Below are 24,758 nucleotides of genomic sequence, written 5' to 3' on the forward strand. Positions count from 1 at the left end.
GGTGCCACCCGTGTTTTTCAGGTGACACCCCATGATAACCAACGCGGCCGCCAGAATCATCCCGATATCCGGTCGGCGTCGCCATCGCCCGGTATCGCCCCGGGCTCTCAGCCGATGCGGAGCAACGCCGTGTCGCCGCCGGGCACCTCGATCCGCAAGACGCCGTCCGACGAGGTGATCTCCCGCCCCGACCACACATCGCGCGCCGGAACCATGTCGTCGCCGGCCAATCCCAGATCGGAGATCTCCACCGACATCTCACGACGATGCTCGTCGCGATTGTTCATCGCGACGAGCAGCCCCCGCTCCCCGATGGCCCGTGACGACACCTCGGGGTCACCGAGAACGTCGGCGCCCGGCGCGCCGCGCTCATCGGTCACGAACGCGAGCACTTCGCGATTGACCAGGACCCGGTTCGTCGGCTCCGGGAGCGCGGCGACGTCGCCCGACACGACGAGCGGTTCGGCGGCCATCACCCGGTGCGTCACCGCGGTGCGCAGCGTTCGCGCGTACGGCTGATCGGCGTGGATCGCCACGCGCGTCTGCTCCCGATCCGGGAAGCGCAGCGCCAGTCCCCGCTCGGCGAGATAGTCGCGGTCCCCGTCGTACCTGTCCCTCGAGCTCCCCGCGCAGTCGACCAGCACCGTCCGGAAGCCCGCATCACGCAGCCCCCGCTCGACGACGGCGTCGGCCTGCCGCCGGACGTCCTCGGACGTCGCCCCGCACGGACGGTCCGCGTTCACCAGCACCCCGACCACCGGGACGTCGTCGTTCGGCAGCTCGTCGGTACCGCACGCCGTCAGCGTCGCGAGTACGGCCGCTGCGGCGCAGCCCGCGGCGACGGCTCGACGGAACCGCACCTACATCCCCTTCACGCGGCGTCCGATGGTCCGCTCCACCTCGCGCTTCGCGGTGCGCTCGGCGATGTCGCGCCGTTTGTCGTGCGCCTGCTTACCGCGCGCGAGAGCCAACTCCACCTTCGCGTAGCCGTCGGAGAAGTACATCGACAGCGGCACCAGCGTCAGGTTGCCGTCGCGCAGCTTGCCGATCAGACCGTCGATCTCGCGGCGGTGCATCAGCAGCTTCCGCTTGCGGCGCGGCGGATGGTTCGTCCACGTTCCGCTGCCGTACTCGGCGATGTGCACGGCGTTGAGCCACACCTCACCGTCGTCGACCGTGGCGAAGGCGTCGACCAGCGACGCCTTCCCCTCACGGAGCGCTTTGACCTCGGTGCCCTGGAGCACCATGCCGGCCTCGAAGGTCTCGAGGATCGTGTAGTTGTGCCGGGCCTTGCGGTTGGTCGCGATCACCGACCTGCCCTTCTCCCGCACCACAGCTCACCTCCCGGCGAAATCGTTCTGTCCCTCGCGTCGACGACACACCCGGCGACGCATCCGACGGGCGTCACCGCACGTAGAAGCGCAGCGTCCCGTACCCCGTCGCACCGGCCAGCACGACGCCGGCCAACACCAGCCAGGGCGAGACGAACCAGACGTCGCTCGCCGTGATGCGCGCGAGGATGTTCACACCGTAGAGGTCCTCCAACGCGTTGTCGAAGAAATATGTCTTCGCGACGAACAGTCCGCCGACCGCGAGGAGCGAACCGACGATCGCCGCGACCACGGCTTCTAAGAGGAACGGCAGCTGCGTGTACCAGCGTGTGGCGCCGACGAGTCTCATGATGGAGACCTCCTGACGCCTGGTGTACGCCGCTATCTGGATCGTGTTGACGATGAGCAGGATGGCGGCGACGGCGAGCACCGCGGCGATGGTGAAGGCGGCGTTTCTGGCGCCGTCGAGCACACTGAAGATGCGTTTCACCAACTCTCGTTGGTCGAGGACGCCGTCGACGCCCTCGGCGGTGCGGTACTTGTCGAGCACTTCGCCGAACCGGTCCGGGTCGGCCATGCTCACACGCAACGCTCCCTGGTAGGCCTCCTTGCGGATGAAGTCGGCCAGTTCGGGCGACTCCTTCTGCCACGACTCCTTGGCCGTCTCGAACGCCTGCTCCTGACTGATGAACGTCACCGAACCCACGCCCGGTTCCGACTCGAGGTCGGTGCGCAACGTGGTGCAGGGCGCCTCGTGGCAGTTCGGGTCCTTCTCGGTGACCGCGTCGTTGATGAAGAACTGCATCTCGACGCGGTCGAGGAAGATCTTCTGGCTCTTGTTCGCCATCTGGATCACCAGCAGCCCGCCGCCGAGCATGCCCAGCGTGATCGCGGTGGTGAGGATCATGGCCACCGTCATGGTGATGTTGCGGCGGAATCCGTTCAGGACCTCGCCGATGATGAAGTTCACGCGCATGTGCTTATCGGTCCTCTGCGAAAGTCGGGTCGACCATGGTCATGTCATCCGATCCCGTACACGCCGTACTCGTCGTTGCGGACGAGGGTGCCGTCGTCGAATTCGAGGACGCGGCGACGCATGGCGTCGACGATGTGACGGTCGTGGGTGGCCATGACGACGGTGGTGCCGCGGCGGTTGACGCGGTCGAGCACCTCCACGATCTCCTCGCTGGTGTCGGGGTCGAGGTTGCCGGTGGGCTCATCGGCCAACAGCACGGACGGCCGGTTGACGATGGCGCGGGCGATCGCGACGCGCTGCATCTCGCCGCCCGACAGTTCGGTGGGCATGCGGTCGGCCTTGCCCGCCAGCCCCACGTAGTCGAGGACCTCGGGCACCGTCTCGCGGATCGTCGAGAGCGGCTTCCCGATCACTTCGAGGGCGAACGCGACGTTCTCCGACACCGACTTCTGCTGCAGCAGCCGGAAGTCCTGGAACACGCAGCCGATGGACTGCCGGAGTTTCGGCACCTGCCGGTTGCGGAGCCTGTTGACGTGGAAGTCGCCGACGTAGACGTCGCCCGAGGTCGGCTTCTCCTCTTTGAGCAGGAGGCCGAAGAACGTCGACTTCCCCGATCCCGACGGACCGATCAGGAAGGCGAACTCCCCCTTCTCGATCTCGAGTGACAGATCGTCCAGGGCGGGACGGCTCGACGCCGCGTACTGCATCGTCACGTTCGACAGCTTGATCACGACAGCCAAGTGTACTGATCGAGCGGCGTTCGTCCGGTCAGCTCGCCGGTGTGCTCTCCGGCGCGGACTGCTCGGGGGTCGTCGTCTCGAGGTCGGGCAGGTGCTCGATCGGTCCGCGATCGGGGGCCCGCCGCGGGTTCGGCGGGTCGGGCGCCTCCTCGTCGCGGGTCGGTTCCGGTGTCGGCTCGGCGGTCGAGGGGACCGTCGACGTCGGCTCCTGGTACTCCGGGTACGGCTCCACCGGTTGGGGAGCGACGGGTTGTTGGACGCGCGGCGGCGGCTCCGGTTCGGCGTAGTGCTCGGAGCTGAAGGCGTAGAACGTCAGGGCGGCCGCCCAGAGGATCACCAGAACGACGGTCGTCGTTCTGACCCGGGTGTGGTAGATGTGCCGCATCCGGTGCGCCAGTGCACGCAGGCGGCTCGTCTCGGACGTCGGGTCGCGATGGTCAGTCGGCATCGGTCACCGTGTTTCCCGCCGCCGCAGCGGCCTCGCCTGCGGTCTGGACCGATCCGCTGTTTCGGACGGACTGCACCACGATGCCGTGCCGGGCGAGCGCGAAGATGATCTCGGCACGCAGGGCCCGCCCGATCGCGAACTGCTGGCCGGGCAGTGTGCGGGCCACCATGCGCACGGTCACCGAGTCGAGTTCCAGGTCGGTGATCCCGAGCGGGGTCGGCGCGTCGAGGAGGACCTTCGTCCACTGGTCGTCGGCGAAGAAGTCCTGTCCGACCTCGCGCAGTGCGGTGTTGACGACCGTGATGTCGGCGTCGATCGGCACGGGTACGTCGACGACTGCGCGCGCCCAGTCCTTCGACAGGTTCGTCGCCTTGATCATCTGCCCGTTGGGGACCACGATCACTTCGCCGTCGGTGTTCCGCAGCCGGGTGACACGGAGGGTCACGTCTTCCACGGTCCCCTCCGCGGTGAGGCCGCCGGTGACGGCCAGGCTGACGACGTCGCCGTACCCGTACTGGTGTTCGGCGATGATGAAGAAGCCGGCGAGCAGGTCTTGGACGATGCGCTGTGCACCGAAGCCGAGGGCCGCCCCCAGGACGGCGCTGAGTCCGACGAGGCTGGTGGTGTTGACGAACATCGCGAGGATCCGCAGCGTCACCACCACGACGACGACCGCGATGAGCGTCCACGCCACGACGTCGACGAGAGCGCGACGGTGCTTCATGTCTTCGGACTGGACGATGTCGTCGCTGACCTCGAAGCGGCGCACCAGCCGGATCGCGTACCGGTCGGCGATCCACCGGAGGAACCGCGCGATGAGCAGGCCGCTCAGAATCCAGACGACGACCAGGCTGAGGTCGACGGCGATCCACTTCTCCCACCCTCGCAGCCAGAGCGGAAGGCCGAGCTCGTCGACGAGGTAGGTGGGAGTGTCCATGATCGGGTTAGTGTTCCTCGTCCATGCGCCATCGGATGCCGGCTTCGATGAACTGGTCGATGTCGCCGTCGAGCACGGCAGACGGATTGTTGCTCTCGATGTTGGTCCGCAGGTCCTTGACCATCTGGTAGGGGTGCAGGACGTACGACCGCATCTGGTTGCCCCAGCTGGAGCCGCCGTCGCCCTTGAGGGCGTCCATCTGCGCGCGCTCCTCCTGGCGTTTGCGTTCGAGGAGCTTGGCCTGGAGGACCCGCATGGCCGACGCCTTGTTCTGCAGCTGGCTCTTCTCGTTCTGGCAGGTCACGACGATGCCGGTCGGGGCGTGCGTGAGCCGCACCGCGGAGTCGGTGGTGTTGACGGACTGTCCGCCGGGTCCGGACGACCGGTAGACGTCCACCTTGACGTCGTTCTCGTCGATGTCGATGTGGTCGGTGGTCTCGACCACCGGCAGGACCTCCACCTCGGCGAAGGAGGTCTGGCGGCGGCCCTGGTTGTCGAAGGGGCTGATCCGGACGAGCCGGTGGGTGCCCTGCTCCACCGAGAGCGTGCCGTACATGTAGGGGGCCTTGATCGCGAAGGTCGCCGACTTGAGGCCGGCCTCCTCCGCGTACGAGGTGTCGTAGACCTCGACGCCGTGGCCGTGCTGTTCGGCCCACCGGGTGTACATCCGCATCAGCATCTGCGCCCAGTCGGCGGCGTCGACGCCGCCCGCGCCGGCGCGGATGTTGACGAGGGCTTCGCGCGGGTCGTATTCGCCGGCGAGCATCGTCTTGACTTCCATCGCCTCGATGTCGCGGCGGAGTTCCTCGCGCTCGGCGTCTGCCTCCTGGGCCGCGTCCGCCGCGGCGTCGCCGTCTTCGGCGTCGACGAGTTCGTACAGGACGGGAAGGTCGTCGAGCCGCGACCGGAGTTCGGTGACGCGGCGGAGTTCGGACTGCGCGTGCGAGAGGTCGCTGGTCACCCGTTGGGCGTGGTCCTGGTCGTTCCACAGGTCGGGATCGGAGGCCTGCATCTCCAGTTCGTCGATGCGGCGACGGAGCTCGTCGAGGTCCATCACCTTCTCGACGGTGGTCAGCGTTGCGGCGAGAGATTCGAGATCGGCGGAGACTTCTGGGTGCACCCGACTAGCCTACCGAGTCCGAGAGGGTGCCGAATCGCCAGGTGGATTCCACCTTGCCGGGCTTGTAGACCACCGGTTGGTCCAGTCCGACGGCGGGCACGACGTCGTCGGCCGTCAGGATGATCCGCCGGTAGACCTCGACGGCGGCGGCTCCCGGGCCGACGATGATCCCGGTGATCGTGCACACGCGTTGCCCGTTGCGGTCGGCGTCGCCGGCCACGCCGCCGGTGATCGTCAGGGTGCCGTCGACGTAACCGGACGCGGCCGACGCCTGGCCGAATCCGTGACCGCGGCGGGCGAGGATGAGCGAGACGAGGCTGGCGACCAGCAGAGCCACGAACAGCGCGATGATCCAGTTCGGCATGACCCCACTCTACCTGCGACGAGGGCGCGCCCCGCGGTCCGGCACCCCCGCTGCGGACGCTGCTAGCCTCGACTCCGTGACGATCACCCCGACGCCCGGCGACCACGCCGACGACCTCGCGCTCGCGCTCAGCCTCGCCGACGCCGCCGACGCCGTGACCGCGGCCCGGTTCGGGGTGCTCGATCTGCATGTCGACGCCAAACCCGATCTCACGCCCGTCTCCGACGCGGATCTGGCGTGTGAACGTCTCATTCGCGAACGCCTGGCCGTCGACCGGCCCGACGACGCCGTGCTGGGCGAGGAGTTCGGCGGCGATGCGGCGGGCGTCGGCCGCCAGTGGGTCCTCGACCCGATCGACGGCACCAAGAACTTCGTGCGCGGCGTGCCGGTGTGGGCGACGCTCATCGCGCTGCTGTCCGACGGGGTGCCCGTCGTCGGCGTGGTCAGTGCTCCGGCGCTGCACCGCCGCTGGTGGGCGTCGGCCGGCGGCGGCGCGTTCGTCGCCGACGGCACGGGCCCGGCCCGGCGGATCGGGGTCTCTGCGGTCGGCGAGCCGGCGTCGGCGTCGCTGGCGTTCTCGAGCCTGTCGGGGTGGGCCGACCGCGGCATCCGGGACCGCTTCATCGGTCTCACCGACGAGGTGTGGCGGGTCCGCGGATACGGCGACTTCTTCAACTACTGCCTGGTGGCCGAGGGGGCGGTCGACATCGCGGCCGAACCCGAGGTCTCCCTGTGGGATCTGGCCGCACTGGATGTGCTGGTCCGTGAGGCGGGCGGGCGGTTCACCGCTCTCGACGGGACGCCCGGACCGGCGGGCGGGAGTGCGGTGGCCACCAACGCTCTCCTGCACGATCGGGTCCTCGCCGCGCTCGCCGAGGACTGAGGAGCTGGGCGGGCGCGCTCAGAGCGTGCCCGCGACCCCGTGTTCGGGGACCACGAACTCGGTGCCCTCGGGTCGCATCTCGTCGATGCGGGCGTTGTGCACTCCCCGTCCGGCGTCGGAGAGGACGCCCTGGTGGATCGGGAAGGCGACGCGGGGCCGTACGCCGCGCAGGTAGTCGACCGATTCGCTCAGCTTCATCCACGGCGCCGCGGCAGGCAGGGCGAGGACGTCGATCGGCTCGAACGGGATGTAGAGACTGTCGCCGGGATGCATGAACGCGCCAGCCCGGTGCGGGGTGTCGAGGATGTAGGAGATGTTGTCGACGACCGGCAGGTCGGGGTGGATCACGGCGTGCCGCCCGCCGGTGCCGCGCAGTGTGAGCGTGCCGACGGTCATCGTGGCCCCGGTGCCCATCGTCGTCCAGGTTCCGACGTCGTCGCGGTCGGCGAGTTGCGCCGTCGTCTGCGGGTCGGCACAGCGCACCGCATCGGGGTTGGCCGCAACGAGGGGGCCGAGACGGTCGAGGTCGACGTGGTCGGCGTGCTGGTGGGTGATCGCGATGGCGTCGAGTCCGGTGAGCGACTCGAATCCGGACGCGAAGGTTCCGGGGTCGAAGAGCACCGAGGCGCCGTCGGCCTCGACCAGTACGCACGAGTGTCCGAAGTGTGTGACCTGCATGCATCCCACGGTAACCGCGTCGGAATGAGATTTCCGGCGCCGAGAGGATGACAAGGTTCTTACCGGGGAGTAAGGTTTGTTCTTACTTGGGAGTAAGAACTCCTGGACACATCCGTTCCGAGAACACTGGTGAGGCAATGACCACGAACACCGAACCCCGCGACACCTCGTCCGTCGGTGCGCAGCCGCACAAGCGCAGCGCCATCGGCACCGCGATGCGAGTGCTGACCACCATCACCGGCTCCGACATCGCCGAGAAGTACCGGCTCCGCGAGCCCATCAACCGTGTCGCCTACGAGGCCACCAAGACCGGCTTCAAAACCCTGGGCGCCGCGAACCGCGTGTTCTCCCAGGTCACCGGTGGCAGTGAGCCGCAGCGCCCGGCGACGACCCCCAAGGGCTACTTCAACCTGAACCCGGACGAGGAACAGGCGATGATCGCCGAGACCGTCCAGGAGTTCTCCACCGAGATCCTGCGGCCCGCCGCCTACGACGCCGACAACGCCGCGAGCGCGCCCGAGGACATCGTCAAGCGCTCGGCCGAGCTCGGCATCACGATGATCAACGTGCCCGAGGCCTTCGACGGCGCCGCCACCGAACGCGGCGTCGTCACCAACGCGCTCGTCGCCGAGGCCATGGCGTACGGCGACATGGGCCTGGCGCTTCCGCTGCTGGCACCCAGCGGCGTGGCGACCACCCTGACCAACTTCGGCAGCGACGGCCAGCAGCGCACCTACCTCCCCGACTTCGCCGGCGACGACGTCCCGGTGTCGGCGGTCGTCATCGCCGAACCGCGCCCACTGTTCGACGCCTTCGACCTGCAGACCAAGGCCACCCGCGCCCCCAGCGGTTACCGGCTCTCGGGCGTCAAGTCGTTCGTCCCGGCGGCCGGCAGCGCCGAGCTGTTCATCGTCGGCGCCCAGCTCGACGGTCGCCCCGCCCTGTTCATCGTCGAGTCCGACACCAAGGGCCTCGTCGTCGAGGCCGATCCCGGCATGGGCCTGCGCGCCGCCGGCATGGGCCGCCTGCTTCTGCAGGACGTGTCCGTCCCCGCCTCGGCGCTGCTCGGCGAGGTCGAGGGCGATGCGGCCGCGGCCGCCTACCGCGACGTCGTGCGGCTGTCGCGCCTCGGCTGGTCGGCACTGGCGGCCGGCACCGGCAAGGCGATGCTCGACTACGTGATCCCCTACGTCAACGAGCGCGAGGCCTTCGGCGAGCCGATCTCCAACCGTCAGGCCGTCGCCTTCATGGTCGCCAACATGGCCACCGAACTCGACGGACTCCGCCTGGTGACCCTGCGCGGCGCCTCGCGGGCCGAGCAGGGGCTGTCGTTCGCCCGCGAATCGGCGCTGGCACGCAAGCTGACGATCGACAAGGGCCTGCAGATCGGCCTCGACGGCGTCCAGCTGCTCGGCGGGCACGGATTCACCAAGGAGCACCCGGTGGAGCGCTGGTACCGCGACCTGCGCGGCGCCGGCATCGGCGAGGGCGTCGTCGTCCTCTGACGGGACGCGACACCCGAAGAGATCTGAGAATTCAGGAGACCCGACCATGGCCATCAATCTCGAACTGCCGAAGAAGCTGCACACCACGATCGACCAGGCGCGCGACGCCGCACTGGAGATCTTCCGCCCCATCTCGCGCAAGTACGACCTCGCCGAGCACGAGTACCCCGTGGAGCTCGACACCCTCGCCTACCTCTACAACGGGCTCGCGGCGGCCGGGCAGGCCGGCGCGGGCGCCTCGGGCGGCCGCGGCGACGCCGGCAAGGAACGCCCGGAGGGCTATGTCGCCAACGGCGGCAACATGCAGTCCGTCCTCAACTCCATGTGGGCCTCGTACGGCGACGTCGGCCTCATGCTGTCGATCCCGTACCAGGGGCTCGGCAACGCCGCGATCGCGGCCGTCGCGACCGACGACCAGATCGAGAGCTTCGGCGGCGAGGTCTGGGCGTCGATGGCGATCACCGAGCCGAGCTTCGGCTCCGATTCGGCCGCCGTCACCACCACCGCCACCCGTGACGGCGACGAGTACGTCATCAACGGCGAGAAGATCTTCGTGACCGCGGGCTCGCGCGCGACGCACATCGTCGTGTGGGCGTCGGTCGACCGGAGCCTCGGCCGCGCCGCGATCAAGAGCTTCGTGGTGCCGCGCGACAATCCCGGCGTCACCATCGCCCGGCTCGAGCACAAGCTCGGCATCAAGGCGTCCGACACCGCGGTGATCCGCTTCGAGGACTGCCGGATCCCGGCGAAGAACCTCCTCGGCTCGCCCGACGTGGACGTCAAGAAGGGCTTCGGCGGCGTGATGCAGACGTTCGACAACACGCGGCCGATGGTGGCCGCGATGGCCGTCGGCGTCTCGCGGGCCGCCCTCGAGGAGCTCCGCAAGCTCCTGGAGGGCGCCGGATTGGAGATCGACTACGACCGGCCGGCCGCCGATCAGCCCGCCGCCGTCGCCGAGTTCATCCGGATGGAGGCCGACTACGAGGCCGCCTACCTGCTGATGCTGCGCGCCGCGTGGATGGCCGACAACAAGGTGCCGAACTCGCTCGAGGCGTCGATGTCGAAGGCCAAGGCCGGGCGCACCGGCACCGACGTCACCAACAAGGCCGTCGAGCTGGCGTCCACCGTCGGTTTCTCCGAACGCACCCTGCTCGAGAAGTGGGCGCGCGATTCGAAGATCCTCGACATCTTCGAGGGCACGCAGCAGATCCAGCAGTTGATCATCGCTCGCCGCGTGCTCGGAAAGAGCAGTGCCGAACTGAAGTAGACGGCGACGCCACAAGACGGCGACAGCACAAGACGGCGACAGCACAAGACGGCAAACTCGGCCGGTGACCGACTCGTTCGGTCGCCGGCCGAGTGCCTTCTGCATTCCGCGACCCCGCATCCCCATTGTGTTCTTCGACACATCGTGTGTATTCTCAGCTCATCATTTGAAACAAGAACATTTCACTCGGGGGTTCGCTGTGAGATCACGGTCCATCGTCGCCATCCTGCTCGGCACACTCACCCTGGTGGCGGCGATACCCGCCCCACCCGCCGACGCGGCACCGCCCTCCAGCACCCCCGGCAGCACCAGCACGCCCCACACTCCGCAGCCGCGCGTACGACCCACACCGCTGGTCCCGATGCCCCAGGAACTCGACCACGGGTTCTACCGGCCGCCGGCGAGCGAGATCGTTGCCGCCGAGCGCGGACAGATCCTGCGCGCACGCCGCATCACGGCGGCCAACCTCGGCCTGCTCCCCATCAACGTCGACGCCTGGCAGCTGACCTTCGCATCCACCGACACCCGGGATCGGCCGATTCCCGCCGTCACCACGATCCTCAAACCACGCGGAAAGCAGCGCAGCGGACCGCGCAAGGTGATCTCGATGCAGATCGCCGAGGACTCGACCGCGGGATGGTGTGCACCGTCGTACGCCATCCAGCAGTTCAGCGTCGCCAGCTTCGTCGGACAGATCGTCGCCCCCGCCGAACTGCTCATCGCACAGGGCTTCCTCAACCAGGGGTACGCCGTGGTCCTCCCCGACCACGAGGGCCCCGAGCACGCCTACGCCGCGGGGCCCCTCGGCGCCCGGATCACCCTCGACAGCCTGCGCGCGGCCAAACAGTTCACCGCAGCGGGCATCACCGACGACTCCCCCATCGGCATGTACGGCTACTCCGGCGGCGCGATCGTCACCGGGCACGCCGCCGAACTCAAGAAGTCGTACGCACCCGAACTGAACATCGTCGGCGCCGCCGAGGGCGGGGTCCCCGCCGACCTGCGGTCACTGCTGCTGGCCGCCCAGAACAACATCACCAGCGGCCTGGTGCTGGGCGCCATCGTCGGACTGGCCCGCGAATACGACTACTTCGAGGAGTTCCTCGAGCGGCGACTCAACCTCCTCGGCAAGGCCCTCACCCTCATCAAGGGGCCGCTGTGCGTGCAACAGCAGTCGTTCACGCTCCCGTTCATCAACAACATCGGGTTGATCGACTGGCCCGGCGGCGCGCTCCGGGCTCCGGCGGTCAAACGCCTGCTGCGTGACACCCGCATGGGCAAATCCCTGCCCGACATGCCGATGTACATCTGGAACTCGGCGCTCGACGAGATCGTCCCGGTCGGGCAGGTCGACACCCTGGTCCGCGAATACTGCCGTCGGCCGGGAGCGCAGGTCACCTACACCCGCGATCACCTCTCCGAGCACATCACCGCCGAGATCGCCGGCGCACCGGGTGCCCTCCTCTGGCTCAAGGACCGTCTCGACGGCAAACCCGCCACCCCGGGCTGCCGGACCCGAGACGAGCTGACGATGGTCACCGACAGCCGCTGGTGGCCCACGTTCGCCGAGACGATCGGCGCCGACCTCGCCGCGCTCTTCGGCAAGGAACTGGGCGCCGGCCGGTGAGCAGACCGGTGCGCAGACCGACGCCACCGGCCCCCGCCTGCCACTGCTCTAGCCTGGAGACGTGACGCATCCACGCCTGTACCGAGGCCTGTCCGCCGAGGACCGGCGACGCGACCGCCGCGAGCGATTCCTCGCCGCGGCGGTCGCACTGTTCGGCACCGACGGGTACGCGGCGACGTCGGTCTCGGCCGTCTGCCGCGAAGCGGGACTGTCCTCCCGACAGTTCTACGAGGAGTTCAGCGACCGCGAGGATCTGCTGCGCGCCGTCTACGACGTCACCGAGGACGGGGCGATGCGCGCCGTCGAGGCCGCCGTCCGCGACGCCATGGAGTCCACCGACCGCCTCGAGGTGGTCCTCGACGCGGGCATCGGGGCGTTCATCGACCATTTCGCCGCCGACACCCGGCTCACCCGGATCTGCTTCGTCGAGGTGGTCGGTGTGAGCCGCACGTTCGAAGACCACCGCGCCCGGCGGCGCCGCGGGTGGGCCGACCTCCTCGGGGGCGTCGCCACCGGAGGCGTGCAACGCGGTCTGCTCGACGCCGAGACCGATCCCCTGCTGTGGGTGGGGTTCATCGGCGCCGTGAACTCCGTCATCGTCGCGCAGGCGGAATCCGACGATCTGTCCGCCGCCGACGCGCTCCGCGTGCTGCGCACCCTGCTGCAGTCGGGCGTCTTCGGCTGAGCCCGGAACCGGCCGTCACCCGCCGAGCTGCTGGGCCAACGCCTCGAGGACCGCGGGGTCCTCGATCGTCGACGGCACCGTGTACTCGTCGCCGTCGACGATCTGCCGCATCGTCTTGCGCAGGATCTTGCCCGACCGCGTCTTGGGCAGCGCCTGGACCACGGTCACGTCGCGGAACGTCGCCACGGCGCCGATCTCGTCGCGCACCATCCGAACCAGGTCGGTGCGCAACTCGTCGTCGCCGATGGTCACACCGGCCTTGAGGACGACGTAACCACTGGGCCGCTGCCCTTTGAGGTCGTCGTGGATGCCGATGACGGCGCATTCGGCGACCGCCGGGTGAGCGGCCACGACCGCCTCGATGCTGCCGGTCGACAGCCGGTGCCCCGCCACGTTGATGACGTCGTCCGATCTACCCAGGACGTACACGTAGCCGTCCTCGTCGATGTATCCCGAGTCGCCGGTGAGGTAGTAGCCGGGGAAGGCCTCGAGGTACGAGGAACGGAATCGAGCCTCGTCCTCCCACAGTCCGGGCAGGGTGCCCGGCGGCAGCGGAAGCGTCACCACGATGTTGCCTTCGCCGCCGGCCGGGACCGGAGCCCCCGAGGCGTCGACGATCCGCACGTCGTAGCCGGGCACCGGGACCGTCGCCGTCCCCGGCTTGAGCGGCATCGGTTCCAGCCCCCGCAGGTTCGCGACGATCGCCCACCCGGTCTCGGTCTGCCACCAGTGGTCCACCACCGGCACTCCGAGGGTGGACGACGCCCACGAGAACGTGTCCGGGTCGAGCCGCTCACCGGCGGCGAAGAGCGTGCGGAGCGACGAGACGTCGTACTTCGCGAGTTCGACCGCGTCCGGGTCGGCCTTGCGGATCGCGCGGATCGCGGTCGGCGCCGTGAACAGCGCGGCGACCCCGTGGTCGGCGATCACCCGCCAGAACGCGCCCGCATCCGGCGTCCCGACGGGTTTGCCCTCGTACATCACCGTGGTCGCACCGAACAGCAGCGGACCGTAGACGATGTACGAGTGGCCGACCACCCAGCCGACGTCGGAGGCCGTCCACCAGACGTCGTCGGGGCTCATCCCGTACACGTAGCGCATCGACCACATGAGGGCGACGGCGTGGCCGCCGTTGTCGCGCACCACGCCCTTCGGCTTCCCGGTGGTCCCCGATGTGTAGAGGATGTAGAGCGGGTCGGTGGCCGCGACGTCGACGGGGTCGGCGGGCGTTGCGGCGGCGATCTGCTCGTCCCAGTCGAGCCACCCGTCGTCGTGTGCCGCACCGGGCACCTCGGGACGGTCTTTGACGATCACGGTGGCGGGCGGCCGGGCGCTGGCGGCGAGCGCATCGCGGACGATCGGCAGGTACTCCACCGCCCGTCCGGGTTCCAGCCCGCCGGAGGCCGTCACGATCGCCACCGGCCGCGCATCGTCGATGCGGGTGGCCAGCTCCGGCGCCGCGAACCCGCCGAAGACCACGGAGTGCACCGCGCCGATGCGGGCGCACGCGAGCATCGCGATCGCCGCCTCCGGGATCATCGGCAGGTAGATGATGACGCGGTCGCCCTGCTGGACCCCGTGGTCGCGCAGAACGCCGGCGAACCGGGTGACGGCGTCGAGGAGTTCGGCGTAGGTGTAGGTGAGCGTCACACCGGTCATGGCGGAGTCCCAGATGAGGGCGGCCCGGTCGCCCCGGCCGGCGGCCACGTGGCGGTCGAGGGCGTTGACCGACGTGTTCAGCGTCGCGTCGGGGAACCAGCGGTGGATGGGCGCGGCCGACGAGTCCAGTGCCCGGGTCGGCGGGGTGATCCAGTCGATGTCGGCGGCGGCGTCGAGCCAGAAGCCGTCGGGGTCGGTGATGCTGCGCTCGAATGCGTCCGAATAGCTGCCCATGGCTGTCACGCTAGCCACCGCATCGGTGAGCCGAGTCACCTTTCCGGGGTGCGACCCCTCACATTTGATCTCAAACCGGTCACGGAACGGTAACGAGAAAATGATCGCGCGACCTGCGAATTCCCCACCGACTCGCGCTTGCATCAGCTAGCGCTGGTGTGTCTGCGCCCACATTCACGGGCGTGACCTTTGTTTTTTCAACCCGTACTGTCGCTCCCGGTCCACATCGCAGTCGAGATCCGCTACTGCGACGAAGGAGGAGAACGACCTATGAGCATCACCAAGATCGCGACCCGCGCCGTCATCGCAGGCGCCCTGACCATCGGCGGCCTGACCGCCACCGCCGGCATCGCGTCGGCCGAGAGCTACAACAACTGGGACGCCGTCGCGCAGTGCGAGAGCGGCGGCGACTGGTCGATCAACACCGGCAACGGCTACTACGGCGGCCTCCAGTTCTCGCAGTCCACCTGGGAGGCCAACGGCGGCACCGGCATCGCGTCGGACGCCAGCCGCGAGGAGCAGATCCGCGTCGCCGAGAACGTCCTGGCCACCCAGGGCCCCGGCGCATGGCCGACCTGCGGCGCATACCTCTAAGCGCCCACCACCGCATCTCTGCGCACTCGCTGCGATAGAGACCCGACCGAAGCCCCCGTCACCGACGGGGGCTTCGGCGTCTCCCGCGGACGTTCAGCCCCAGGTGCCCGCCTGCTCGACGATGAACCCGAGGACGATCAGCGCACTGCCCCCGACCTCGCCGACGATCAGCGCGATCATCGAGGCGCGCAGCGACGCTGGCTCGGGGTGGAACTGGTTGGTGGTGTCGCGGAGCAGCCCGTGCAGACAGTACGAGGCGATGGCGCCGACGAAGAAGGCGACGACCACACCGAGCGCGATCACGTTCACCACCGTCGACCAGGCACTGAACTGGACGAAGACCGCCAGCATCGCCGTCGCGAACGAGTACATCAGGGCGGCGCGGTGGGCGATGTCGACGTAGATGTGCGCCGTCCCGTCGTCGCTGGCGGTGATCTGCGCGTACTTCCACACGCCCAGCAGCAGCGCCCACAGGAAGATGACGCCGGCGGCGATCAGACCGATCTGCGCGGCCACGGTGAGAGTCATGGCACCCACTGTCTCAGACGGCCTCCTCACCGGGCCGTCCGGCCGTGCCGCGTTGGTACTGTGCGGACATGGCCCGCCGTCTGTCCTCACTGCTGCACCCGTCGATGCGGCGCACGTCGATCCTCGTGCCGATCGTCGTGGTGGCGGTCGCCGTCGCGGCCGTGGTCTTCGTGATCGTGCAGTCGACGGGCGGCGACGACGGCGCAGACCGGGCCTCCGACGGCGACGGGGCCCCGCCGCCGCGCTCGGAGTGGGAGGACCGCGACCCCGACGACCCGATGGCGTTCGGCCGCGTCGACGCTCCGGTCGGCCTCGTGATGTTCACCGACTACCAGTGCCCGTACTGCGCACAGTGGACGCAGGACACGCTGCCGACGTTGATGAAGTACGTCGACGACGGCCGCCTGCGGATCGAGCTGCGGGACATGAACATCTTCGGCCCCGAGTCGGAGAACGCGGCGCGCGCCGCCTACTCGGCCGGGCTGCAGGGCAGACTCCGCGAGTACAACGCCGCACTCTTCGCCGGCGGCAAACCTCGTCCGAAGAGTCGACTCACCGATGCCGCGCTCATCGAGCTGGCCGGCGAGCTCGGTCTCGACGTGGCCCGCTTCCGCGCCGACCTCTCATCGCAGACCGTGCTCAGCGCCGTCCGGAACAAGGCCAGCGACGGGTTCACCGCAGGCACCTACACCACGCCCGCGTTCATCATCGCCGACAAGCCGATCCTCGGCTCGCAGCCCACGAAGGTGTTCACCGACGCCGTCGACAAGGCCCTCGGCGACTGATCACCCGCGGCCGACGATGACCTCCACCGCCGCCTGCAGGTGGTCGGCCAGGTCGACGAACTCGATCGCGCCCATCCCCGCCTGCATGAGCGCCCCGGTGAACGTGAAGCTCAGGGTCTGCAGGATCTTCGGGTCGGCGCCGTCGCCGAGCGCCCGGTGAAAGGCCCCGAACCAGTGGCGTCCGATCTCCCAGCGGATCCGCTCCACGTCGGGATCGGCGGTCAACAGACTCTTGGTCGCGGCGTCGGCCGTCGTCGGGGACGCGGCGATCAGCTCCGCCGCCTGCCGGACGACCTGCTGCAGGCGCGCCACCGGACCACCCGCGGGTTCCGGTTCGGGAGCCTCGACGATCTGACGCAGGAACAGCGACGCGAACAGATGGTCCTTGGACGAGAAGTAGGTGTACGCCGTCGCGGCCGACACCCTCGCCTCGGCCGCGATGAGACGCAGGGTGAGGTCCTCGTACGCGGACGTCTCCAACAGCGCGTGCCCGGCGTCGAGCAGGCGTCCGATCGTCGCCAACTGCCGAGGCCCCAGCCCGCGGCGCCCGAGCGTCGTTCCGAGGCTGTTCATTCCTCCAGTTTATCGTCGAGTCCGCCCGCTGCCCCTCAGGGCCGGTGCGGCCCGGTCACCACCTGGATCTCGGTGAAGCTGTACAGACCCCACGGGCCGTTCTCCACCCCCAGCCCGCTCGACTTGAGCCCGCCGAAGGGCAGGTCCGGCCGTACCCCGGTGCCGTGCGCGTTGATCGCCACCTGACCGGCCTCGATCCGTGGAGCCCACTGCGCTGCGCGCTCGGGGTCGCCGGACCACACCGAGGCGGTCAGTCCGTACTCGGTGCGATTGGCGCGCGCGATGGCGTCCTCGATCTCGGTGTATCCGATGATCGGCAGCGCCGGACCGAACTGCTCCTCGTCGACCAGGCGGACACCGTCGGACGCCCCCTCCACGATCGTGGGGGCATAGAAGTACCCCGGCCGATCGATCGCGGCCCCACCCGCCACGACCCGAGCACCGGCCTCGACCGCGTCGTCCACCAGGTCTACGACGCGGTCGAGTTGTGCCCGGTTGTTCACCGGTCCCATCTGCACCCCCTCGGTCATTCCCGAACCCACGGTCACGGAGCGAGCGATCTCCCCGAGTGCCTCCACCAATCGCGCCTTGATCGAATCGTGCACGTAGACCCGTTTGACGGCGAGACAGATCTGGCCCGCGTTCGCGAACGCACTTCGATACAGGCTCGGCGCGATCTCGTCCACGTCGACGTCCGGCAGGATCACAGCCGGATCGTTGCCGCCGAGTTCGAGCGTGACCCGCTTGAGGTCGGCCGCGGCGCCGAGCGCGACCTTCCTCCCCACCGCCGTCGACCCGGTGAAGCTGACCTTCCGCGGCACCGGATGCTCGACCATCGCCGCTCCCAGCGGGTCGAGGCCGCTGACGACGTTGAGCACGCCCGGCGGGAAGGCCGCACGCAGCACCTGTCCGAGCGCCAGCGTCGCCAGCGGCGTGTGCGGCGAAGGTTTGACGACGATCGTGTTGCCCGCCCGCAACGCGGGCGCGATCTTCCACACCGCCAGCGAGATGGGGAAGTTCCACGGTGCGATCGCCGCCACCACTCCCATCGGGCGGCGGACGACCGCCTGATAGCCGGCCGCCTCGTCGTTGACCAGCACCTCCGACGGCAGATCGAGGTCCGCGTAGTACCGCAGCCACATCGCGGACACCGCGAACTCGCTGCGCGCTTCCGCCAGCGGCTTGCCCTGCTCCGCAGTGAGGATCTCGGCGAGTTCGTCGATCCTCTCCTCGATCAGCTCGGCCGCCCTGCGCAGCGCCGACCGCCGGAACGCCTCGTCGTGCCGCCACGTTCCAAAGGCGTCGAGGGCGACGGCGAAGACCCCGTCCAGCTGGTCGACGGAGACGTCTGGCGCCTGTGCGAGCACGTCACCGGTCGCCGGGTCGAGGACGTCGAATCGACTCGACACCGGCAGGTCCTCCCCACCGCTGGTCGCAGCCACCGCGTCGAGCAGCGTCACGTCTTCGGTCATCGTGTTCTCCGATCCTCGTCGAATTCTGATCCCCGTCGAATCCTGATCCCCGTCGAATTCCCGTCAATGCCCCGGCAGGAGCACCGGCTTGATCGTCCGTCCCGATGCCGAGTCGGACTCCGCATCGTTGATCCGATCCAGCGGGTAGGTCTCGATCAGACTCTCGAAGGGGAAGCGACCGTCCTGCCACAGGCCGATGAGGCGCGGAATGAACTCCTGGGGCACCGCATCACCTTCGATCGCGTAGGTGACGGCTCTGCCTGCGAGGGCGACCGGGTCGATCTCCAAGCGCCCCGGACCGGCCCCGACGAGCACGGCGGTCCCCCCGGGCGCCAGTGCGCCGACGCCAGTCGAGATCGCGGACGTGACCGCGGTGGTGTCCAGAACGAAGTCCACCCCGCCGTGATCGGACAAGCGGTCGGCCAGGTCGGGGGCATCGGCCGTCACGGTCCGGGTGGCGCCGAGGGCCCGGGCCACCTCCAGCCGAGCGCCGTGCAGGTCGACGGCGACGATGTCGCCGGCTCCCGCGGCCGCGGCCGCCATCACCGCGGCCAGCCCGACCCCGCCGGCACCGAGGACCGCCACGCTCTGCCCCGGACCCGGTCGCATCACGTTCAACACCGCTCCGGCTCCTGTCTGCAGACCACACCCCAGCGGTCCCAGCAGTTCCAACGGCAGTCCCCGATCGACGACCACCGCATTACGGGCGGTCGCGACGGCGTGCGTGGCGAAACTCGACTGACCGAACCATCGACCGGCCAGCGGGGTGCCGGACGAGTCGACGGCACCCGTCGAACCGTCCGCACGGCGGCCGGACAGATTGCGCAGCATGAACTCGGCGCAGTACGCCGGGTGGCCGCTCCGGCACGACACGCACCGTCCGCAGTGTTCGAAGCTCAGGACGACGTGGTCACCGACCTCGATGCCGGTCACCGCATCGCCCGTCCGCTCGACGACCCCCGCCCCTTCGTGGCCGAGGACCGCCGGACCGATCCGTTCCAGCCCGGGACGTATCGCCAGATCCGTGTGGCACATGCCGACACCCACCACGCGAACGAGGATCTCGTCGGGTGCGAGCGGTCCCACGACGATCGGCTCCAGGCCGAACCGACCTCCTCCGTCCCGCAAGACCGCCGCGGTCGCCTCTGTCGTCACGCGTACTCCTTCACCAGGGACGGTTCAATGAATTCGAGCGCCTCGCGCCAGCCGATTCGCTCACCGATCCGGCGGCGAAGCTTCATGATCACGCGTTGTTGATCGAGTCCGACGGCACCGATGAGGCGGTCGGCCGAACGGAACAACGCCAGGAACGAATCCTCGTCTGGGCCGCCGCGAACGAAGACGGGTGCACACGAGGTCGCGTCCCCCACGCATTGGATCCGGTGGCCGTACCAGTCGCTCCAGAAGTAGGGCACCGTCTGGTACGGCACCGACCGCTCGGCGCTGACCGCATTGGTCCCCGCTCGCGTGCCCTGATCGGAGGCGTTGGTCCAGTTCTCCAGCCGGACCGAATGCCCGCCCATGGCGGCGTTGGGCCAATGCGCCACGTCGCCCGCCGCGAACACGTCGGGATCAGAACTGCGCAGATGCGCATCGGCGACGACTCCGCCGTCGGCGTGGACCGCGATCCCCGACCCGGCGAGCCACGAGGTGGCCGGGGCCGCCCCCACTCCGATCACGACGACGTCGGCCGGCAGCGTACGACCGTCGGTCAGCCGGACTCCGGTCACCCGGTCGGTGCCGAGGCATCCCACGACGCCGACGCCGCTCGTCAACTCGACACCGTTACGGGCGTGCAGACCGGCGAGCGCCCGCCCGACCGTCGCCCCCACCGCTCGCACCAGCGGTACGGCGGCGGACTCGACGATCGTCGCCTGCCCGCCGAGCCGCACGGCCGCCGAGGCGGTCTCGGCGCCGATGACGCCGCCGCCGACAACGACCACGCGTGCCCCCGCCGCCAGGTCCGCACGAAGGGCGTCCGCATCGTCGACCGTGCGCAGAACGTGCACGCCGCGCCCCGTCGGCACGGCCGGCGTCGTCCGAGGAGTCGCCCCCGTCGCCACGATGAGCCGCCGGTAGTCGATCTCGGTACCGTCACCGAGCAGCAGTCGTCGCCGGCCGGTATCCAGCCGCTCGGCTCGTACGCCCGCCCGGAACCGTACGTCGAGCTCGTCGAGTTGTGCCTCGGTCGCGTGGTAGGTCACCGGTGCAGAATCGGTCAAGAACCCTTTGCTCAGCGGTGGCCGGTCGTAGGGCAGATGCGGTTCCGCACCCACCAGCGTCACCGGCCCGTCCCAGCCGCCCCGGCGCGCCGCCTGCACCGCGCGAAGACCGGCCAGCGAGGCGCCGACGACGACCACGCCGGCGTCCCGGCTCCTTCGTCCGGCCATCGGTCAACTCCTCGTCAGACTCAGCGCACGGACCGGACACGAGGCGATCGCCTGGCACAACCCCATCCCCTGACGGCGGTCATGGTCCACGACTGCCCGCATGATGTGCTCCGCCTCGTCGGTGTGGGCGCGACGCCGTGTCATGCCCGCACCGGTAGGCGGTGGACGCCGTTGATGAATTCGTTGAGGAAGTACACCGGCTCGCCGGTGATCTCCATATGCTTCAAGGTGGTGAGGATCTCGGAGAACAGGGCCCGCAACTGTGCCTTGGCAACGAGGTGTCCCAGGCAGTAGTGGACGCCTCCACCGCCGAATCCCACGTGGTTCAGCGGCGGAGTCCGGCTCAGGTCGAAGCTCCACGGGTCGTCGAACACCGTCTCGTCTCGGTTTCCCGAGCAGTAGAACATCACGACCTTGTCGCCCCGCATGATCTGCATCCCACCCAGTTCGACGTCCTGAGTCGCGGTGCGCGCGAAGTTGATCACCGGTGTCGCGTAGCGGACGAACTCTTCGATGGACTGACCGATTCGCGCGTCGAAGTCCTCCATCAGCCACTCCCGCTGGGCTGGATTCGCCCACAGTGCGAGAACAGTCCGGGTCGTGGTCTGCTTGGTCGTGTCGTTCCCGGCGCCGGACAGCACCAGCGTCATCCGCGTGATCTGATCGGGTGTCAGCGGGCGTCCGTTGATCTGTGCCCGACCCAGTGCCGTGGCGATGTCGTCGGCCGGCGTCTTCCGGCGGAACTCGACCAGGTCATTACCGATCGCCGACAGGATCCCCAGCTGTTCGCGGACGAAGTCCTGCCGGCTCACGCCGTCGGGCACCACTTCCGGGTCGCCCTGATTCAAGAACTTGTCGGCGGCCTCGGTGAATTCGTCGATCAGGCTCTCGGGCACCCCGACCAGATCGCCGATCGTCTGCATCGGGAGTTTGCGGGAGACCTCGGCGACGAAGTCGAACTCTCCCGCACCGGCCACGCGGTCGATGATCTGTGCCGCTCGCGACCGGATCTTCTCGTCCAGCCGACGCACGGCCTTGGGGGTGAATGCGGAGCTGATCGCTCGCCTGTACTCGTTGTGCAGCGGTGGATCCATCACCATGAACGACGGTGCCTCATCAGCGGACGCCTGCTGTCCGGGGAACAGCGGACGCATCGTGATACCCCGCCATCGCACCGAGTCCGAGCTGAAGATCTTTTCGTGCGTACTGGCGTATGCGATGTCACGACTCGTCACCAACGCCCAGAAGCCCGCCTCCGTGGGGTCTGGTTCGACGGGCCAGTCCATCGGCAGATGCCAACTGACCGGATGCTCGTCACGCAGGGCGCGGAATGCTTCGTCGCGCGCCTCGAACGGCTGGGCCCAGAAGTCTCGGCTCGTGATATCGACCCCGGGCGCAGTGACCGGGTGTTCGTTGACCGGAATCTTGTTGGTCACCTGACCGCCTCCCTGGCTGCACCGGCCGCCTCGCGATGAGTTTCGCTGGTCCGACACCGTTCACCTCAGTGTCGATCGACCCGCCGATGAAGTCCCGAGACAAACGGCGGCATTTGCCGACCGGTCAGAGCCATATGGCTCGCGAGCAACGCGGGCTTCCCGGTGACGGCTCAGAGGGAGCCGAGTCCGGAGAAGCCCCCTGGGAAGCGGACGGAGTCGCGGAGCCGATGCAAGAGCAGCAGCAGCATGAGGAGGGTGCGTCCGTAGGGCTCGGTGACTCGAAAACCCAGCTCCTCCTCCGCCCAATCGACCCGACGCCGGACGGAACCGTGGTGCATGTGAATCAGCGCCGCCGCCTGGCGCAGCGAGTCCGTCCCCGCCACCACCGAGAGGATCTGCAGCAGTTCGTCTCCCCCCGGCTGATCGACGATCCGGTCCAGTGCCCGCAGACTGTCGAGCTCCGCCAACGCCCGCCGCGGAACGTGCTGCGCGATCACCGACATCAGCTCTACGACACTGCTCTCCTCCGTCCGGTAGCCGAACGCCTCGCCCCGCTGATACGGTCCGGTCGCCCGGGAACTCGGGGTGAGGAACTGCAAGGCCACACACGTTCGGTGCCACGTCTGGGGAGCAGACAGGCCGGGGATCTCCGCGCTGACGACGACCCGCGCCCCGACCGGGACGTCCAGCCGCCGAGGGGGCGGGTTCTCGGTCAGGACGACCGCGACGGAGTCGAAAGAGTGCGAGTGGGTCCGTCCACCACGACCTTGCAGGATCGGCAGCAGACCGTCGACGACGCCTTCCGGCCCCGTCACCGCGACGACGTACAGCGACCCGCCGTCGAAGCCGAGCATCCGGAGTGCGCGCGCCCGATCGGCCGGATACGCCATGCTGCTGAGCACCGTCTCGACGGCCACGTCGCGGGAGAGCGGTGGTTCGTCGTCACTCAGCATCCGGCGAACCAGCAGGGCGGTCGCCCGCAGCCGGTCCACGATCAGACCATCACGCGGCGACGGTGCGCCGCCCGGCCCCCGGTCGATCCACACGATGCCGCGGTCGTCGCCCGTGGTCGCTGTCAGCGCGGTATCGGTCGGCGCTCCCCGACCGACCCTCCCCTCGGGGTCGGCGATGACGCCCTCTGCCGAGCCGTGCGTGCGAATGCCGACCCGCGCCCCGCACCACTGCGCGACGCGCCGGACCATCTCTTCGTGGGACGGCCCGCTGCGCGCGAGCGCGTCGAAGTACTCCACGACCTCCGCGTCGTACTCGATCGCATCGGCGGACCGTGGGCACGGCCCGCCGTCACTGCCGGACACCATCACGATGTTACCGCGACGACCAGCGTCGACAGCCCCGAACAGCGGCAGCGGTCACGATCACGGACGGTTCGCGGAGAGGACGAGCGAACCCGACGCCGCGAAGAACACACCGACCCCCTGCACGAAGCTGATCTGTGCGCCCGGCACCGGCATCGCCGCCTCGCCGCGCAGCTGCCGCACCGCCTCCTGGATGGCGAACATGCCGTACATGCCGGTGTGGGTGTAGCTCAATCCGCCGCCGTTGGTGTTCATCGGCAGCGATCCCCCGGGGCGGGTCGCGCCGCCCGCGATGAACGGTCCCGACTCTCCGCGACCGACGAAGCCGAGGTCCTCGAGCATGTACAGCGGCAGGTGTGCGAAGGCGTCGTAGCACATCAGATGGTCCACGTCCGCGTGAACGATGCCGGCGGTGCGGATCGCCTCGGCGGCCGAGTCCCGGAAACCGCGAAACGACCCCGGATCCTCCATCTGCGAGATCAGCGGCCCCTCCGCCGACTCGCCCGAGCCCAACAGGTACACGGCGCGCCCCGCGGACGGGAGGTCGGCGGCCCGTTCCGCACTGGTGACGACCAGTGCTCCACCACCGTCGGTGACCAGACAGCACATGTCCCTGGTGAACGGGTAGGCGACGACCGGCCCCTCCAGGACCTCGTCCACGGTGGTGGGCGCGCGCCGAGCCGCGCGCGGGTTGCCGATCGCCCATTCGCGTTGCGCCACGACCACCTCGGCGAGGTGCTCGCGTCCCATCCCCCGGTCGTTCAGGAAGCGGAGCGCCGGCACGGTGAACGTCGCATAGGGCGCCACGGCCCCGTACACCTGCTCGAACTGGCCGACGAACGACGCCGGATTCGGGACCCGCTTCGGTGCGCCCACCCCCGAACGTCCCGATTCGCCGTGCGTGATCAGGACGACGTCGGCGGCACCGGCGGCGATCGCGGCTGCCGCGTGCCGCACGTGCACCATGAAGCTGCAGCCGCCGACGACCGTCCCATCCAGCCAGCGCGGTCGGATCCCCAGATGGTGGGAGACCTCCATGGCCAGCGGTCCGGCGGTCGCCACACCGTCGACGTCGGCGATCGACATTCCGGCATCGGCGAGAGCACGGCGCGCCGCCTCCGCGTGGAGATCCAGCACCGACATGTCCGGCACGGTGCCGAGACCCGCCGTCTCCGCCGCGCCGACGATCGCGATGTCTCCCCCGTCCATC

At 69.1% G+C, this 24,758-nt stretch carries 25 protein-coding genes; 7 read left to right on the forward strand and 18 right to left on the reverse strand.

Translation table 11 applies throughout. The features are described from left to right. Positions 1 to 107: 107 nt before the first annotated feature. The 8 genes from G528_RS0107470 to G528_RS0107505 all read right to left on the reverse strand — a co-directional run bounded on the left by G528_RS0107470 (position 108) and on the right by G528_RS0107505 (position 5,916). Positions 108 to 860 (reverse strand): alpha-amylase family protein, encoded by a 753-nt coding sequence (locus tag G528_RS0107470; RefSeq protein ID WP_026918429.1) that lies wholly within the window; start codon positions 858 to 860, stop codon positions 108 to 110. After that, entirely contained in the window at positions 861 to 1,334 is a 474-nt protein-coding gene (gene smpB, locus G528_RS0107475; protein WP_026918430.1) for an SsrA-binding protein SmpB, read from the reverse strand. It abuts the gene before it with no gap. Positions 1,335 to 1,404: 70 nt separating this feature from the next. After that, complete coding sequence (gene ftsX / locus G528_RS0107480; protein WP_026918431.1) at positions 1,405 to 2,307, reverse strand: permease-like cell division protein FtsX; 903 nt, start codon at positions 2,305 to 2,307, stop codon at positions 1,405 to 1,407. Positions 2,308 to 2,351: 44 nt separating this feature from the next. Beyond that, positions 2,352 to 3,038 carry a cell division ATP-binding protein FtsE gene (ftsE, locus tag G528_RS0107485; protein WP_026918432.1) on the reverse strand — a complete coding sequence of 229 codons (687 nt, stop codon included), beginning with the start codon at positions 3,036 to 3,038 and terminating at the stop codon, positions 2,352 to 2,354. Between the two features lie 37 nt (positions 3,039 to 3,075). Then, positions 3,076 to 3,495: a hypothetical protein gene (locus tag G528_RS18010; RefSeq protein ID WP_026918433.1), complete on the reverse strand. Its 420-nt coding sequence runs from the start codon at positions 3,493 to 3,495 to the stop codon at positions 3,076 to 3,078. Then, complete coding sequence (locus G528_RS16775; RefSeq protein WP_051198456.1) at positions 3,485 to 4,432, reverse strand: mechanosensitive ion channel family protein; 948 nt, start codon at positions 4,430 to 4,432, stop codon at positions 3,485 to 3,487. The genes G528_RS18010 and G528_RS16775 overlap by 11 nt, the downstream gene beginning before the upstream one ends. Positions 4,433 to 4,439: 7 nt before the next feature. After that, on the reverse strand, positions 4,440 to 5,552 hold the full coding sequence (gene prfB, locus G528_RS0107500) for a peptide chain release factor 2 (protein ID WP_026918434.1): 1,113 nt from the start codon (positions 5,550 to 5,552) through the stop codon (positions 4,440 to 4,442). Between the two features lie 4 nt (positions 5,553 to 5,556). Continuing rightward, positions 5,557 to 5,916, reverse strand: a complete 360-nt coding sequence (locus G528_RS0107505) for a hypothetical protein (protein WP_026918435.1) — start codon at positions 5,914 to 5,916, stop codon at positions 5,557 to 5,559. A gap of 82 nt (positions 5,917 to 5,998) precedes the next feature. Between G528_RS0107505 and hisN the strand changes: the two genes are divergently transcribed. After that, on the forward strand, positions 5,999 to 6,799 hold the full coding sequence (gene hisN / locus G528_RS0107510; protein WP_245569719.1) for a histidinol-phosphatase: 801 nt from the start codon (positions 5,999 to 6,001) through the stop codon (positions 6,797 to 6,799). Positions 6,800 to 6,817: 18 nt separating this feature from the next. Here the strand turns inward: hisN and G528_RS0107515 are convergent, their stop codons facing one another. After that, positions 6,818 to 7,477, reverse strand: coding sequence for an MBL fold metallo-hydrolase (locus G528_RS0107515; RefSeq protein WP_026918437.1), 660 nt, complete (start codon positions 7,475 to 7,477; stop codon positions 6,818 to 6,820). A 137-nt stretch (positions 7,478 to 7,614) separates the two neighbouring features. Here G528_RS0107515 and G528_RS0107520 point away from each other — a divergent pair, with 137 nt between their 5' ends. From G528_RS0107520 to G528_RS0107535, 4 genes are all read left to right on the forward strand, one after another. Further along, positions 7,615 to 8,982 carry an acyl-CoA dehydrogenase family protein gene (locus G528_RS0107520; RefSeq protein WP_026918438.1) on the forward strand — a complete coding sequence of 456 codons (1,368 nt, stop codon included), beginning with the start codon at positions 7,615 to 7,617 and terminating at the stop codon, positions 8,980 to 8,982. Positions 8,983 to 9,028: 46 nt separating this feature from the next. Next, positions 9,029 to 10,249 (forward strand): acyl-CoA dehydrogenase family protein, encoded by a 1,221-nt coding sequence (locus G528_RS0107525; RefSeq protein WP_026918439.1) that lies wholly within the window; start codon positions 9,029 to 9,031, stop codon positions 10,247 to 10,249. A 199-nt stretch (positions 10,250 to 10,448) separates the two neighbouring features. Continuing rightward, a complete protein-coding gene (locus tag G528_RS0107530; protein WP_026918440.1) occupies positions 10,449 to 11,876 on the forward strand; it encodes a lipase family protein in 1,428 nt (475 codons plus the stop codon). Between the two features lie 61 nt (positions 11,877 to 11,937). Beyond that, a complete protein-coding gene (locus tag G528_RS0107535) occupies positions 11,938 to 12,561 on the forward strand; it encodes a TetR/AcrR family transcriptional regulator (RefSeq protein ID WP_026918441.1) in 624 nt (207 codons plus the stop codon). A 15-nt stretch (positions 12,562 to 12,576) separates the two neighbouring features. On the opposite strand, the gene G528_RS0107540 is transcribed toward G528_RS0107535, so the two are convergent. Then, positions 12,577 to 14,454: a propionyl-CoA synthetase gene (locus G528_RS0107540; RefSeq protein ID WP_026918442.1), complete on the reverse strand. Its 1,878-nt coding sequence runs from the start codon at positions 14,452 to 14,454 to the stop codon at positions 12,577 to 12,579. 270 nt (positions 14,455 to 14,724) lie between these two features. On the opposite strand from G528_RS0107540, the gene G528_RS0107545 reads away from it, so the two are divergent. Then, the gene (locus G528_RS0107545; protein WP_026918443.1) at positions 14,725 to 15,048 is read left to right on the forward strand and encodes a transglycosylase family protein; all 324 of its coding nucleotides are present in this window, start codon (positions 14,725 to 14,727) and stop codon (positions 15,046 to 15,048) included. A 93-nt stretch (positions 15,049 to 15,141) separates the two neighbouring features. On the opposite strand, the gene G528_RS0107550 is transcribed toward G528_RS0107545, so the two are convergent. After that, positions 15,142 to 15,576 carry a hypothetical protein gene (locus G528_RS0107550; protein WP_026918444.1) on the reverse strand — a complete coding sequence of 145 codons (435 nt, stop codon included), beginning with the start codon at positions 15,574 to 15,576 and terminating at the stop codon, positions 15,142 to 15,144. Positions 15,577 to 15,644: 68 nt separating this feature from the next. On the opposite strand from G528_RS0107550, the gene G528_RS0107555 reads away from it, so the two are divergent. After that, positions 15,645 to 16,361: a DsbA family protein gene (locus G528_RS0107555; protein ID WP_026918445.1), complete on the forward strand. Its 717-nt coding sequence runs from the start codon at positions 15,645 to 15,647 to the stop codon at positions 16,359 to 16,361. Here the strand turns inward: G528_RS0107555 and G528_RS0107560 are convergent, their stop codons facing one another. From G528_RS0107560 to G528_RS0107590, 7 genes are all read right to left on the reverse strand, one after another. Further along, complete coding sequence (locus G528_RS0107560) at positions 16,362 to 16,934, reverse strand: TetR/AcrR family transcriptional regulator (protein ID WP_026918446.1); 573 nt, start codon at positions 16,932 to 16,934, stop codon at positions 16,362 to 16,364. It lies immediately after the preceding gene. 35 nt (positions 16,935 to 16,969) lie between these two features. Then, complete coding sequence (locus G528_RS0107565) at positions 16,970 to 18,406, reverse strand: aldehyde dehydrogenase family protein (RefSeq protein WP_035719291.1); 1,437 nt, start codon at positions 18,404 to 18,406, stop codon at positions 16,970 to 16,972. A 63-nt stretch (positions 18,407 to 18,469) separates the two neighbouring features. Next, positions 18,470 to 19,561, reverse strand: a complete 1,092-nt coding sequence (locus tag G528_RS0107570) for an NAD(P)-dependent alcohol dehydrogenase (protein ID WP_026918448.1) — start codon at positions 19,559 to 19,561, stop codon at positions 18,470 to 18,472. Then, positions 19,558 to 20,796 (reverse strand): NAD(P)/FAD-dependent oxidoreductase, encoded by a 1,239-nt coding sequence (locus G528_RS0107575; protein WP_026918449.1) that lies wholly within the window; start codon positions 20,794 to 20,796, stop codon positions 19,558 to 19,560. The genes G528_RS0107570 and G528_RS0107575 overlap by 4 nt, the downstream gene beginning before the upstream one ends. 140 nt (positions 20,797 to 20,936) lie before the next feature. Next, complete coding sequence (locus G528_RS0107580) at positions 20,937 to 22,232, reverse strand: cytochrome P450 (protein ID WP_051198458.1); 1,296 nt, start codon at positions 22,230 to 22,232, stop codon at positions 20,937 to 20,939. A gap of 170 nt (positions 22,233 to 22,402) precedes the next feature. Then, the gene (locus G528_RS0107585; protein WP_156890381.1) at positions 22,403 to 23,548 is read right to left on the reverse strand and encodes a hypothetical protein; all 1,146 of its coding nucleotides are present in this window, start codon (positions 23,546 to 23,548) and stop codon (positions 22,403 to 22,405) included. Positions 23,549 to 23,608: 60 nt separating this feature from the next. Continuing rightward, entirely contained in the window at positions 23,609 to 24,757 is a 1,149-nt protein-coding gene (locus G528_RS0107590) for a thiolase C-terminal domain-containing protein (RefSeq protein WP_026918452.1), read from the reverse strand. Position 24,758: the final 1 nt, after the last annotated feature.

The sequence above is a fragment of the Gordonia shandongensis DSM 45094 genome (assembly GCF_000423025.1).
GTDB classification, from domain to species: Bacteria; Actinomycetota; Actinomycetes; order Mycobacteriales; family Mycobacteriaceae; genus Gordonia; species Gordonia shandongensis.

What these genes read in the sequence shown, in the direction of transcription:
- ftsX (WP_026918431.1), bottom strand. Translation starts at nt 2,307, where the DNA reads ATGCGCGTGAACTTCATCATCGGCGAGGTCCTGAACGGATTCCGCCGC.
- G528_RS18010 (WP_026918433.1), bottom strand. Translation starts at nt 3,495, where the DNA reads ATGCCGACTGACCATCGCGACCCGACGTCCGAGACGAGCCGCCTGCGT.
- G528_RS16775 (WP_051198456.1), bottom strand. Translation starts at nt 4,432, where the DNA reads ATGGACACTCCCACCTACCTCGTCGACGAGCTCGGCCTTCCGCTCTGG.
- G528_RS0107505 (WP_026918435.1), bottom strand. Translation starts at nt 5,916, where the DNA reads ATGCCGAACTGGATCATCGCGCTGTTCGTGGCTCTGCTGGTCGCCAGC.
- G528_RS0107515 (WP_026918437.1), bottom strand. Translation starts at nt 7,477, where the DNA reads ATGCAGGTCACACACTTCGGACACTCGTGCGTACTGGTCGAGGCCGAC.
- G528_RS0107520 (WP_026918438.1), top strand. Translation starts at nt 7,615, where the DNA reads ATGACCACGAACACCGAACCCCGCGACACCTCGTCCGTCGGTGCGCAG.
- G528_RS0107525 (WP_026918439.1), top strand. Translation starts at nt 9,029, where the DNA reads ATGGCCATCAATCTCGAACTGCCGAAGAAGCTGCACACCACGATCGAC.
- G528_RS0107540 (WP_026918442.1), bottom strand. Translation starts at nt 14,454, where the DNA reads ATGGGCAGCTATTCGGACGCATTCGAGCGCAGCATCACCGACCCCGAC.
- G528_RS0107545 (WP_026918443.1), top strand. Translation starts at nt 14,725, where the DNA reads ATGAGCATCACCAAGATCGCGACCCGCGCCGTCATCGCAGGCGCCCTG.
- G528_RS0107550 (WP_026918444.1), bottom strand. Translation starts at nt 15,576, where the DNA reads ATGACTCTCACCGTGGCCGCGCAGATCGGTCTGATCGCCGCCGGCGTC.
- G528_RS0107555 (WP_026918445.1), top strand. Translation starts at nt 15,645, where the DNA reads ATGGCCCGCCGTCTGTCCTCACTGCTGCACCCGTCGATGCGGCGCACG.
- G528_RS0107560 (WP_026918446.1), bottom strand. Translation starts at nt 16,934, where the DNA reads ATGAACAGCCTCGGAACGACGCTCGGGCGCCGCGGGCTGGGGCCTCGG.
- G528_RS0107565 (WP_035719291.1), bottom strand. Translation starts at nt 18,406, where the DNA reads ATGACCGAAGACGTGACGCTGCTCGACGCGGTGGCTGCGACCAGCGGT.
- G528_RS0107575 (WP_026918449.1), bottom strand. Translation starts at nt 20,796, where the DNA reads ATGGCCGGACGAAGGAGCCGGGACGCCGGCGTGGTCGTCGTCGGCGCC.
- G528_RS0107590 (WP_026918452.1), bottom strand. Translation starts at nt 24,757, where the DNA reads ATGGACGGGGGAGACATCGCGATCGTCGGCGCGGCGGAGACGGCGGGT.